At 56.9% G+C, this 12,368-nt stretch carries 14 protein-coding genes; 4 read left to right on the top strand and 10 right to left on the bottom strand.

Annotated elements, in window-relative coordinates:
* Positions 1-38: 38 nt before the first annotated feature.
* From K8R57_04295 to K8R57_04260, 8 genes are all read right to left on the bottom strand, one after another.
* Positions 39-797 carry a type III pantothenate kinase gene (locus tag K8R57_04295; protein MCE9587517.1) on the bottom strand — a complete coding sequence of 253 codons (759 nt, stop codon included), beginning with the start codon at positions 795-797 and terminating at the stop codon, positions 39-41.
* A 26-nt stretch (positions 798-823) separates the two neighbouring features.
* A complete protein-coding gene (locus tag K8R57_04290; GenBank protein MCE9587516.1) occupies positions 824-1,921 on the bottom strand; it encodes a type IV pilus twitching motility protein PilT in 1,098 nt (365 codons plus the stop codon).
* Between the two features lie 15 nt (positions 1,922-1,936).
* Complete coding sequence (locus tag K8R57_04285; protein ID MCE9587515.1) at positions 1,937-3,025, bottom strand: PilT/PilU family type 4a pilus ATPase; 1,089 nt, start codon at positions 3,023-3,025, stop codon at positions 1,937-1,939.
* A gap of 37 nt (positions 3,026-3,062) precedes the next feature.
* Positions 3,063-3,515 (bottom strand): hypothetical protein, encoded by a 453-nt coding sequence (locus K8R57_04280; GenBank protein ID MCE9587514.1) that lies wholly within the window; start codon positions 3,513-3,515, stop codon positions 3,063-3,065.
* Entirely contained in the window at positions 3,512-3,967 is a 456-nt protein-coding gene (locus K8R57_04275; protein ID MCE9587513.1) for a phage holin family protein, read from the bottom strand. Before K8R57_04275 ends, K8R57_04280 begins: the two co-directional genes overlap by 4 nt.
* Positions 3,968-4,021: 54 nt before the next feature.
* Positions 4,022-4,459, bottom strand: a complete 438-nt coding sequence (locus K8R57_04270) for a hypothetical protein (GenBank protein ID MCE9587512.1) — start codon at positions 4,457-4,459, stop codon at positions 4,022-4,024.
* Between the two features lie 82 nt (positions 4,460-4,541).
* The gene (locus K8R57_04265; GenBank protein MCE9587511.1) at positions 4,542-5,426 is read right to left on the bottom strand and encodes a class I SAM-dependent methyltransferase; all 885 of its coding nucleotides are present in this window, start codon (positions 5,424-5,426) and stop codon (positions 4,542-4,544) included.
* A 15-nt stretch (positions 5,427-5,441) separates the two neighbouring features.
* Positions 5,442-6,752, bottom strand: coding sequence for an Nramp family divalent metal transporter (locus K8R57_04260; GenBank protein ID MCE9587510.1), 1,311 nt, complete (start codon positions 6,750-6,752; stop codon positions 5,442-5,444).
* Positions 6,753-6,840: 88 nt separating this feature from the next.
* Here K8R57_04260 and mntR point away from each other — a divergent pair, with 88 nt between their 5' ends.
* The 4 genes from mntR to K8R57_04240 all read left to right on the top strand — a co-directional run bounded on the left by mntR (position 6,841) and on the right by K8R57_04240 (position 8,917).
* Positions 6,841-7,278: a transcriptional regulator MntR gene (mntR, locus tag K8R57_04255; GenBank protein ID MCE9587509.1), complete on the top strand. Its 438-nt coding sequence runs from the start codon at positions 6,841-6,843 to the stop codon at positions 7,276-7,278.
* Positions 7,279-7,360: 82 nt separating this feature from the next.
* Positions 7,361-7,729: a MerR family transcriptional regulator gene (locus K8R57_04250; GenBank protein ID MCE9587508.1), complete on the top strand. Its 369-nt coding sequence runs from the start codon at positions 7,361-7,363 to the stop codon at positions 7,727-7,729.
* A gap of 84 nt (positions 7,730-7,813) precedes the next feature.
* Entirely contained in the window at positions 7,814-8,437 is a 624-nt protein-coding gene (locus K8R57_04245) for a BatD family protein (protein ID MCE9587507.1), read from the top strand.
* 96 nt (positions 8,438-8,533) lie between these two features.
* Positions 8,534-8,917, top strand: coding sequence for a hypothetical protein (locus K8R57_04240; GenBank protein ID MCE9587506.1), 384 nt, complete (start codon positions 8,534-8,536; stop codon positions 8,915-8,917).
* A 65-nt stretch (positions 8,918-8,982) separates the two neighbouring features.
* Here the strand turns inward: K8R57_04240 and K8R57_04235 are convergent, their stop codons facing one another.
* Together K8R57_04235 and tadA are read right to left on the bottom strand one after the other, a co-directional pair.
* Complete coding sequence (locus tag K8R57_04235) at positions 8,983-10,674, bottom strand: GspE/PulE family protein (GenBank protein ID MCE9587505.1); 1,692 nt, start codon at positions 10,672-10,674, stop codon at positions 8,983-8,985.
* Between the two features lie 6 nt (positions 10,675-10,680).
* Complete coding sequence (tadA, locus tag K8R57_04230) at positions 10,681-12,342, bottom strand: Flp pilus assembly complex ATPase component TadA (protein MCE9587504.1); 1,662 nt, start codon at positions 12,340-12,342, stop codon at positions 10,681-10,683.
* Positions 12,343-12,368 lie beyond the last annotated feature (26 nt).

The following is a 12,368-nucleotide window of genomic DNA, read 5'->3' as shown; positions in this document are numbered from 1 at the left end:
AGAGGGCAAGTGAAAGACCCCTCCAAAAAGAGCGCCTATCAGAGGTTTTTTTCCGCAATCACCAGCAGCCCGCGAAGAGTCAGCAGGGGATCGACCAGATCAATGAGATCGATGACCTTACTCCCACCATTCTGTCCCGAGAGTCGGGCTACAAGTTCTGCGTCTCCCCCCGTAGCGATGATGAAAGGCTTCTTACCTTTGAAGGTCTCTCGAGTAATCCGAGCCACTGCTTCTCGAACGAGTCCGACAGCCCCCAGTAGGAGTCCGATCCGGATGGCCTCATCCGTGCTTTTACCAACGCTCGAAGTGATTTTCCGGATCCGGGTGAGTGGCAGAAGGGCGGTCCCTTCGTGGAGGGCCTTGGCGGCGATGGGGAGTCCGGGTGCTATGATCCCTCCCAGATAGTTTCCCTTGGCATCAATGACATCGAAGGTCACGGCCGTTCCGAAATCGACGACTATGGCCGGAAGCTTCCCGCATTGCGCGGCGGCTGCGGCATTGGCCAGACGGTCCGCCCCGATCGTGCGGGGATTCGGGTAGGAGACGGGGACTCCTCCCGGTACCCGGTAATCCACCCAGAGAGGGCGGCAGGTTAGTGATCCGGCAATGATCCGGCTTACCCCGGGCACTACGGAGGAAATGACGGCCAGATCCAGTTTGGCCCTGGTTCCCCGGAAAAGATCCGGTGTGAGTTCGGAAGTTGCGATCTTAGTGACTCGTCCGATCTTTCCATCACTCGCCAGAGCGATCTTGGTGAAGGAGTTGCTGACATCGATCAGCAGGATTTTCTTTTTCATGACGGATGGGCTAGACGCCTACACGCCTACACGCCAGAGGCGTTGGCCAGATCCGCTTCTTCGGGGGGAAGAGCACCCTGGAAGCGCTTCTTATCGATCGCTTTCATATAGGCCTCATGCGGACTGATTGTGCCATCCAGCATCTTTTCCCAGATGGCGTCATCCATGAACTGCATCCCCTCGGATTTGCCGGCCACGATGACATCCTGAAGCTTCTGGGTCGCTCCCTCGCGGATGATGGCGGAGACGGCATTGTTCACTTTGAGAATTTCGTTGATGGCGACGCGTCCCTTGCCGTCGGCTTTCTTGAAAAGAAGCTGGGCCACGACCCCTCGCAGTGAGGATGCCAGCATGGTGCGGACCTGCGCCTGCTGATCGGCAGGGAAGGCGTCGATCATGCGGTCGACCGTCTTGCGGGCATTGTTGGTGTGCAGGGTGCCGAAGACCAGGAGTCCCGTTTCGGCTGCGGTTAGGGCTAGGGAGATGGTCTCCAGATCGCGCATCTCACCGACAAGGACGATGTCGGCATCCTCGCGGAGAGCTGCCTTCAGACCTGCGGCGAAGGAGGGGGCGTGCTCCGGAACCTCGCGCTGTGTGATGATGCTCCGCTTGTTGCGGTGGACGAACTCGATCGGCTCCTCGATGGTGACGATGTGGCGCCCGTAGTTGGTGTTGATGTAGTCGATCAGGGCCGCGAGCGTGGTGCTTTTGCCTGATCCGGTGGGCCCGGTCACCAGGACAATGCCGCCGCGCATATCGCCGAATTCCTTGATCACTTCCGGGACGTTGAGCTGCTCAAGTGTGAGTATCTTGGTGGGAATGATACGGAAGACCGCGCCGTAGCCGTGCGCCTGCTTGAGGTAGTTGCAGCGAAAACGGCTGTTCTCATCCATCTGGTAGGCGAAATCAAGATCGCCGCATTCCTCGTACTTCTGCCATTTCTCGGGCGTGCAGATCTCGCTGAGCATGTAGGCCATCTGTTCGCGGGTGAGGGGAGCTGACTCTGCCCAGATGGGCACGATTTCTCCGTGTTTGCGGATTTTCGGGGGCTGTCCCTCGGAGAGATGCAGATCGGAGGCGCCGTTTTCGATGAGTGCCTGGAAGAGTTCGTCGATGTATGCCATGGCTGCTAAATAGGTTCAGGCCCCGATGACGATACGCATCTCGGTCTTGTTCTCCGCACGGTAGAGGGCCTCCTCGGCGGTGATGATTCTTTTGCGGTAGAGCTCGGCCACGGACTCGTCCATCAGGATCATGCCGGCTTTCTTTCCGGTCTGAATAATGCCGGGAAGCATGAACGTCTTTGCCTCGCGGATGACGTTTCCGATGGCCGGAGAGTTGAGCATGATCTCCATGGCGACGGCACGTCCCATGCCGTCGGCCCTGGGAATGAGCTGCTGGCTGACAATGCCGCGGAGCGATTCACTCACCATCATGCGGATCTGGTCGCGCTGGTCGGCGGGGAAGACGTCGAGCAGGCGGTCCAGGGTACGGGGGGCATTGCTCGTGTGAAGGGTGCCGAGAACCAAGTGACCTGTCTCCGAGGCCGAGATGGCCAACTGGATAGTCTCGAGGTCGCGCATCTCGCCGACCATGATGACATCCGGATCCTCACGGAGAGCGCCCCGGAGTGCCGCTGCAAAGGATTTGGTGTGCGTATGGACTTCGCGCTGGGTTACCTGGCAGCGGGCAGAGGGAATGATATATTCGATCGGCTCTTCCAGCGTGATGATATGATCGCCTCGGTGGATGTTGATCTCCTGAACAAGTGCCGCAAGCGTCGTGGTCTTACCGCTACCCATGGGTCCGGTGACCAGGACGAGTCCATTGTGATACTGGGTGAGCAGCTTCAGCTGATGAGGCATTCCCAGCTCATCGAGCGTCCTGAGGTTGCTCGTAATGATGCGGAAGGCCAGATCGTAACCAAGTCGCTGGCGTACCACGCTGGTGCGGAAGCGGCCGCTGGCGTTGTTATAGGCGAAATCGACGTCGCCCTGATCGATAAGCCGTTGCCACTGCTGTTCGTCTAGGAACCCCTTCACCAGTGACTCGGTGTCCTCGGCGGTGAGTTTGGGGGCGTTTTCCCACATCGGAAGAAGTGCCCCGTAGCGGCGGCAGGTCGGAGGACTGGAAACGCTGAGATGGATGTCGGAGGCATCAGCCTCTTTGCCAAGATTCAGATAATCATCGACGTGACCCAGTAATGCGGGGTCGGAGAATGAACTCATGGGGGTGGAAAAACCAATTGAACGCGAGAATTTCTAACTAGGGTCGTCCCCGTTTAGCTAGTCCTGCCTTGGCTGCATTCGTGGCAAGTTCGACGACAAGAGGCTTCAGGATCGGATACAAAATCTTCCCCACTTCCAGCGCTCCGGAGATCCATCCGACCTTGCTCAGCGTGGTAAGGGCACCGACTGTTTGCACGGAGGCAGAGGCGACTGTCTCGGAGGTCTTTTGTTTTGTGCCGGGAGATGTCTCTTGACGGCCTAATCGGCTTCGATGTCCACCACGGCCACCACGGCCACCAAAGAGCGTGGCGATCAATCCCGCCGTCGCGGCCCCGCCGACCCAACGCAGGGGATGATGGCGGACGGATTCGGTAAAGCGCTTCTGGATGTCCAGATCCGAGAGGAGTCCGGCGTACTGGCGGGAGATAACAATCCGGCTTTCCCGGACGCTCTGCTGGAGTTTGAAAAGTTCAGTCTCCGGTGCATTCATCGTGTTGTGGGAAAGTTGGAAGTGTGGGGCGTAGTAGAAGTTGAGAATGGGTCGTTGCCGGTGGTGCTTCCCAAGGCCTCGATATCGCGACGCAGTTCCGCTGTGGTCGCCTCAAAGGGGCGCGGATTGATCACCCGGGCGCGTAGCATCTGATAGAGTATACCCAAGATTCCCAGATGGAGCAGTCCGGCAGCGGCGAGCGAGACCGGCCATCCCCACTTGAGGTAGGTGGCCAGCAGTGCAATCAAGGCTCCGATCAGGGCGATATAGGAGATCATGGCCACCAGGACGATCGCCATCAGGAGAATGACTCCCGCGATGCTCTGACGGACAAAAAGACGACCTTCCAGTGCAGCCAGGGAGCCAAGAGAGAAGAGATGGCGCAACAATCCGGCGGCAAGTCCCGTCACTCTGGAGGGAATGCCGCCCGGCAGATCCTGGGAATTCCTCATAACGGGTGAACCTGATCGTGCTGTGAAAAGAAAAAATAAAAGAAAAGCTCCACTCTAGCGGCGACGCAGGAGCAGTCCTAACACGAGCCCTGCGGCAAAGGTGATGCCGACAGCACGGAAAGGATTGTCCCGGACATAATCCTCGGCCTGGTTGGCGAGTTCCTCGAACTGGTCGCGGTACTCCAATGCTGCCTCTTCGGCACGATGAGCAATATTGCCATAACGATCGATAGCTTCTTGGGAGAGATCTCCGTACTTGGCTTTGGCTGTCTGGGAAAGATCGGCGTAGGTGGAGCGTGCGGCTTCCTTAAGATCCTTAGCGGCGGCTTCGAGCTCCACTCGTCCAGTTGCGTAGGCTGAGCGGGCGCTGGACTTGGCTACTTCAGCCACTTCGCGGGCGGCCGCGGCGGTGGTCTCAAGGGCTTTTTTGGCGTGGGCCTGGCTGCTTTCGAGCTTTTCGGAGGCGCTGGAGTAATTCGTGGAGTCAGTCATGGTTTTGCGGAGTTGAATAGGAGTTGGAGTAGGGAGATGTTGATTTAAGAATCGCAGAAGTGAGCTTGTTGGCAAGGCGTCATCAAGGCATCCCCCTCCATCGGTGTGAGAGTCCGCAAGGGAGCATTTGGTGATCCCTTGTTCCGATTAACGAGAGTTGCATGGTCTCCACTGATCCGCCGAGGCGGGAAAGGCGTTTGGAGATCATGGATTGGGCAATGTCGTCCAGAGTGTCGCTGTAGGTATTCAGCAGGAGAAAGAGGGGTTGCTCGGAGAGCGCCTCCTGAGCCGTGTCGATCAGGAAGGGAAGATGCTCGGAGAGTTTCCAGAGTTCACCTTTCTTGCCACGTCCAAAGGAGGGGGGATCCATGATAATGCCGTCATAGCGGTTGCCCCGGCGGATTTCCCGCTGAAGGAAGGTGAGAGCGTCATCAGCTATGTAACGGATGGGGGCCTCAGCAAGACCGGAAAGGCATGCATTTTCGGAACACCAGCCGACCATGGCCTTGGCGGCATCGACATGAGTGACAAGGGCCCCAGCCGCGGCGGCGGCAATACTTGCCCCGCCGGTGTAACCGAAGAGATTAAGGATCCGGACCTCTGGGCTCTTGTCTCTTTGCTTCCGGGCGCTGATGAGCTCCCGGATCCAATCCCAGTTCATTGACTGTTCAGGAAAGAGGCCGAGGTGTTTCGAGTTGGTGGGGCGAATGAAGAAGGAGAGCTCGCCATAGCTGACCGTGGAGTGATCGGGAAGGTTATGCCGCCAGTTCCAGATGCCCCCGGTGGCACGGTCGCCGGAGTAGCAACCCGCCCAAGCAGGAAGTGACGAGCGGTCTTTCCAAGACCACAATGCGGCGGATTCAGGGCGGAGAATCACTGTGTTGTTCCATCGCTCCAGTCGCTGTCCGTCGCCGGATGCCAGGAGTTCGTAACCGTTCCAAGCTGGATGGTTGATCGGAGAGGTCATCTAATCAGCGGTTCCTTAGAATCCTGTCCGAAACTGGACTATCAGAAGCCAGAGATTGAGTCCGGCAATCACGATGGCCATGACCCAACCGATGAGACGTACCCAAACTGCATTCACAAATTCTCCCATGATCGAGATATTCCCAGTGAACTGCACCAGCGGAATGACAGCAAAGCTGAGCTGCATGCTGAGTACCACCTGGCTGAGAAGCAGAAGGCGGGTGGTGGCTCCCTCTCCCGCGATCGCAATGACGATGAAAGCAGGAATAATCGCCAACATCCGGGTAATCAGGCGCCGCATCCAGGGGGCGATCCGGATATGGACAAATCCCTCCATGATGATCTGCCCGGCAAGGGTGCCTGTCAGCGTGCTGTTCTGACCCGAGGCCAGAAGAGCCACGGCAAAGAGGGTGCCTGCTCCTGCAACGCCTAGCATCGGAGTCAGCAACTTGAAGGCATCCTGGATTTCAGCCACATCCGTGCGTCCGGCCCTGTAGAACGTAGCGGCTGCCAGGATAAGGATGGCAGCGTTGACTGCGAGGGCTAGGGTCAGCGCAATATTGGAATCGATGGTTGCGAAGCGGATCGCCTCCTTCTTGCCCATGGAGTCCAGCGGGTAGCGTCTGGTCTGTACGATCGAGGAATGCAGGTAGAGGTTATGGGGCATGACCGTGGCGCCGATGATGCCCATGGCGATGAAAAGCTTCCCAGGATCCGTGACGATCGTTGCTGTCGGGAAGAAGCCGTGGAGGATCGGTAGGATCTCTGGTTTGGAGAAAAAGAGTTCTAGGGCGAAGCATCCCGCGATGGTGGCGATCAGGGTGATCACGATCGCCTCAATGTAGCGGAATCCTTTCTGCTGAAGCAGCAGTAGGAGCAGGACATCCAGGGTTGTGATGACCACGCCAACCAGCAGGGGGAGGTGGAAGAGGAGGTTCAGCGCGATGGCTGAGCCGAGCACCTCGGCCAGATCGCAGGCGGCGATGGCGATTTCCGCAAAGATCCAAAGACACACAGAGGCTTTTTTTCCGTAGTGTCTGCGGCAAAGTTGGGCCAGATCGGCGCCGGTAGCGATGCCGAGCTTCAGGGCGAGATATTGCAGGAACATGGCCAGTATACTCGAGAGGAGGATGACCGAGAGCAGGGAGTAATTGTATTTCGATCCTCCGGCCAGATCGGTGGCCCAGTTTCCGGGATCCATGTAACCAACCGCCACCAGGTATCCGGGCCCTACAAAGGCGAGAAGTTTTCTCCAAAACCCACTCTGAGAGGGGACGTGCACTGAGCGATGAACGTCCGGCAGGGTCTGGGAAACGGGTGGAGTCATTAAATTAGCCTTGGCTAATATATTTATACGATGCTATGAGTACTATGCAAAGGGAAAAACCCTAACGGCGAATCCTCTAAAATCCTCCATGGTTAAAACCTCAAACCGGTCATCATCGGCAGCTGAGGACTATCTCGAGCGTATCCAGGAGCTGATAGAGGCTAAGGGCTACGCCAGGATGGTGGATATCGCGGCAAGTCTGGGAATCTCCCAAGCTAGCGTTACTAACATGGTTAAGCGGCTCGATGCCGAAGGATTTGTCCTCTATGAAAAATACAGAGGATTGGTGCTGACGCCCGAGGGGGAGCGCATCGCCAAGGAGATCGCGCGTCGGCATCGTATCCTGACTGATTTTTTGAGCCAGTTGGGTGTCTCTAGCGAAGAAGTGGAGCGCGATGTGGAGGGGATGGAGCATCACTTGAGCCTGAAATCGCTAGAAGCTATCGAACGGCTCTGTCAGCAACTCACTTGTCACCCCGATTTGCTCGAAAAAATCAAACAGGGATCGAATAAAGGAATACACTGAACTGGACAGATGATGTCCGGTTAATGGTGCTTCTTGGGCTTGCTCTTCCTGCTGCGATGGGCTACGAATTCAAAAGTTTCTTATGTCCACTTTCAAGCAACTGGCTTCCCTTTTAGGAATCTCGGATCGGCAGCTTCGCCGCTACGCCGAAGAGGGGAAAATCGTCGGGGTTTATACAACCAAAGGCGGTCATTGGCGTCTGCGTGGAAAACTCACAGAAGCCCGTGTTCAGCGTGCTAGAAAAGCACTCCGCTTAACTCCATCCATCGCCACGAATCGGCGCAAGAATCACTTCAAACGCGCCAATGTCGTGATCAAGGATGTCCAGAAACAATGGAAGCAGACCTTTGAGCCGCCCAAGAAGAAAGTGCCGCCGGCCAAGAAACCCAAGCCACCCAAGGCTCCACTTCCGGGTCAGGCGGTCCAGGTTGATCTTTTCGGAGAGTGGTAGGGTTCGGGAAGAGACGGTTTTTTCCGAATTTGTAACGCTACCGGGCTTGGATTTCTTCAGGAAGAGCTACACCCTCACTGGCTGATGAAACATATCCCGACATCCTGTCTCGGCACTCTTCTTCTGGTAGCTGTTTTGCTCTTTATTCCACGGTCTCTCAAAGCCTCGAGCCATCCGTTGACGCCGCGACTCTCCGCGGTGGCCACGCTTTCCTGCCGAGGGGTCAAACCGGGTGCCCGTGTGGAGTTGGTCGTTACTGTTCGGAATGCTCTTCATCCGGTGATCGCCTCGGTCGAGAGGCCATCCTCTTTCCGCATGCGGACGCTCCGCAAACCAAGGCTACTCAAGACCGAGGAAGGGGATGTCTGGCTTTTCCGTTACCAGATAATTCCCACCGAAACCGGGGACTTTGAGATTCCTCCGATCACCGTGACGGATGCATCGGCGTCCACATACACAAGGACGGCTCCGCTGATACTCCGTGTTTCGCTCAAGGGCGAAGCCCCCGTGCTGACATCTGGTGAGCTTGCCCGTGCAGTCAATCTTACCTCCTCCCTGAGTGAGGAGGTAATGAAGAATGCTCCACAGAAAGCACCGAAGCCCGACCCAGCTCCGTCAGTTGCCGATTTACGTCCATTGCCCACACGGATTATTTCGAGCTGCTGGAAGGAACTCCAAGCTTTCTGGAACTATCCCGGCGGAAACTAGAGCAATTCTAGAAAGGAGTGCTGTGGGCAGTGCTTTCGAGCAGGACTTGTCTTCCGTGCGTAGGTTGTTAGCATTAATTTGAAAGGTATTTACCTCATGACTTTCCTGCTGCTCCTCCCCAAACTTCTCATCGCTGGCGGATCCTCCTTTCTGGGAACTCTGGAACTGCCTCCCTCGCCCGACATGATCAACCATACCCTTGCGGGTGAGAAGATCCCCGCCAGGGAGGTGGTCTGCCGTGACCGATGGGGAACGCCGATGCTCCCTGACGGCAAGGGAAGCTACAGCATCATTGCTCCGATCAATAAGGGACTGATTGCCCAGAGCCTCTGGATTCCGCCGGTTTCTGGCTCACGCCCGACACCGACTCCAGCACCGCCGGTTTCCCTGCCTGTGCTGGGTGTCCCGGCCCAAAACATTCCCGGTGCTAAGGCTGGATCTGTCGAGACTCCTTCAGCTGCCGCCGGTATCCCTCGATAGTCCGAGGTTTGTTCCGAGGTGTTAGAGCGGTTTCCCCTTCATAGGGTCGCGGGGTTTATCAAGAATCAGGTGTACTTCAGGACTTCTTCGATCGTTGTGATGCCATCAAAGATGCACCGAAGCCCGTCTGCTCGAAGTGTCGCCATGCCGAGTTCCATGGCCTTCTGCCTGATGACGACGCCCGGGGCCTTTTCGTTGATCATCGCACGGATAGGATCTGTGACCTTGAGGAGTTCATAGAGACCCTTCCTTCCCTTGTACCCCGTTTGGTTGCATTCGGAGCATCCTTTGCCGAAGTAGAAGGTCTTGTCGCCAATGTCGTAGGGAGAGAGTCCGAGTTGGGAGAGAAGTGCCTCGTCCGGCTCATAGGCTGTTTTGCAGCGGTTACAGATGCGGCGCACCAGACGCTGGGCCAGCACTGCCTCAAGCGATGCGGAAAGCATGAATGGCTCGACCCCCATATCGATGAGACGGGAGACAACACCGGTGGAATCATTGGCATGCAGGGTGGTGAAGACCAGATGTCCGGTGAGCGATGCCTGGATTGCGATCTGGGCCGTTTCCAGATCACGCGTTTCCCCGATCATGATGCGGTCGGGATCCTGACGGAGGAAGGCCCTGAGCACCCTAGCGAAGGAGAGTCCTGCCGCCTCGTTGATCGGCACCTGAAGGATTCCGTCGATCTCGTACTCCACCGGATCCTCAGCGGTGAGCAGCTTCGAATCGATGGTGTTGATCTTGTTCAGGCAGGCGTAGAGGGTGGTGGTCTTTCCTGATCCTGTGGGGCCGCAGACGATGAAGATGCCGTTCGGCTTCTCGATGACTTCGATGATGTACTCGTAGATATCTTGCGGCATCTGGAGGGTCTCCAGATCGAGCTTTACGGCGCTCCTGTCGAGCACGCGTAGCACGACGCTTTCGCCGAACTGCGTCGGGAGGCAGGAAACACGCAGGTCGACCGTCTTGTCGCCGATCTGACGCTGGATACGACCATCCTGGGGAACGCGCCGTTCCGCGATGTTGAGGTTGGCCATGACCTTGAGACGCGAAGTGACGGGGATCGCCAGATGGCGTGGCGGTGGCTCCATCTCGTAGAGGGCTCCGTCAACACGGTAGCGGATCTTGAACTCTTTCTCGAAGGGCTCGAAATGTATGTCACTAGCTTGTGCTTGAACGGCACGATCAAGGATCAGGTCGACATAGCGGATGATCGGAGTGGCGTTAGCCTCGGCCGCCGCTGCAGCGGCATTGAATTCATCCTCTCCGGTTTCAATCTCCGTAACATCCGTGGCTGTGAGTTGCTGGAGGACATCCTCCATGGAGGTCTCCTCGGAACCATAATGTGTCACGATGAGGTTCCTGACCTGATTGCAGGGGGCGACGACTTGGACGATCTCTCGGTTCAGTGTGAAGCGGAGATCCTCGAGGGCCTGGGAGTCTAGGGGATTTCCCAGGGCGACGGTCATCACATTACCGGAGGCCGTTATGGGCATCACCTCGTGAAGTCGGGCCATGCCCGCCGGCAGCAGATGAAGGAGGGCGGGGAGTGGCTCAAAACCGGTGAGGTCAACGGCATCAACTCCCAACTCCGCAGCGATGGTCTGGGCAAAGGACTCCTCGGTGACGAAGTTCTGTTCGACCAGGATCTCCTCGATGGGGCGACCTGAATTCATGGTCTCCACCAAGAGTTCCTCTCCGGTGATCTCGTTAAGGACTCCGGCGCGCTTGAAAATGTCGATGACCTGATGAGGATTCATGGGATGCTAATGGCTTTCACCCATGGTGCTGGAAATGACCTCTTCCGGAGTGGTGAGACCGGCAAGAACCTTGCGAATGCCATCCTCTCGTAGGGTTCTCATGCCCATTTCCCTGGTTCTGTGGCGGAGTTGGAGGGTGGTAGCATTACGGTTGATCATCTGGCGGATTTCGTCGTCAGCCACGAAGATTTCGAAGATTCCCATGCGTCCGCGGAAGCCCTTGCCGCGGCATTTTTCGCATCCCACGGCACGCATGAGTGTTGCCTTGGAGAGCTGTGAGGCATCGAGGTTAAGAACCCTTGCCTCGTACTCGCTCATTTCCCCGGGCACCTTGCAATTCGCACACAGCTTCCTGACAAGGCGCTGGGCTATGATGCCGCGCACGGCACTCGAAACGAGGAAAGGTTGCACTCCGATGTCCACGAGACGGGCAACCGCTGCCGGGGCGTCGTTAGTGTGAAGGGTGGAGAGCACAAGATGTCCAGTCAGTGAGGCGTTGATTGCGATCTCGGCGGTCTCCTTGTCTCGAATCTCACCTAGCATCACAATGTTGGGTGCCTGGCGCAGCATGGATCGGAGCGCCGCCGCAAAGGTCATCCCAACCTCTGCGTTAACCTGTACTTGGTTAATGCCGGTCATCTGGTACTCGACCGGTTCCTCGACCGTGATGATCTTGCGGTCAGGTCGGTTCATGTAGTTGAGGCAACCGTAGAGGGTAGTTGTTTTTCCCGACCCTGTCGGACCCGTAACCAGGATGATGCCGTCCGGCATCTGTACCAACCGTTCAAAGGTTGCCTGGTCATCGCTCATGAAACCGAGCTCGGGTAGGCCAAGCATCAGCGAGGACTTATCGAGGATACGCATGACAATACTTTCCCCATGGACGGTGGGAACGCTGCTGACGCGCAGATCGATCGTCTTTTCACCCATCTTTATCTGGATACGTCCGTCTTGGGGAACGCGCTTTTCGGCGATGTTCATGGAGGCAGTCATGATCTTCAAGCGGCTGATGATCGCTCCCTGGAGCTTTTTTGGAGGGCTCTGCATCTCCTGAAGATTTCCATCGATACGATAGCGGATTCTCAGGCGCTTCTCCATCGGCTCAATGTGAATATCGCTTGCCCTATGGTTCTGGGCTTCGATCAGTAGGCTGGAGACCAGGCGGATGATCGGTGCATCATCGTCGCCCGTATAGTCTTCCTCCTCTTCGGTAATGGCTGCTTTGCCGAGTTCCTCGAGACCCTGGGGATAGAGGCGGTCGAGCTTATCTTGGATCTGTGTCGGGACGGCGCAGACGAATTCCACGGGTCTCTTGAGCAGGAATCCGATGCTGTCGAATGCCTCGAAATCCATCGGATCGGCTATCGCAAGCACAAGCGAGCCATCATGTTCATAAACGGGTACCGTCTTGTAACGCCGTGCAGTTTCCGGCGACAGGAGATTGATCAGTTCAGGGCTGGGGGTCACCAGGGAGAGGTCGACAAAATCCATGCCGTTCTGGGAGGCGAGTGTCCGGGCAACATCCTCTGCGCTCACCGTACCCTCCTTGATGAGTGTCTCCACCATGTGGAGTCCACCCGTTCTGCCTGCGAGATCCTCCCCCTGCGCCTGGGTCATGAGACCCACATCCTTCAGGATCTCGATTACATATTCGTCGTTGGCTGGCATTATCGTGGGATGATCAAGGGAGGTGG

It is taken from the genome of Verrucomicrobiota bacterium (genome assembly GCA_021413925.1).
In the GTDB taxonomy this organism is placed as follows: Bacteria; Verrucomicrobiota; Verrucomicrobiia; order Chthoniobacterales; family UBA6821; genus UBA6821.
This window is presented reverse-complemented; position numbering and strand designations above follow the sequence as displayed.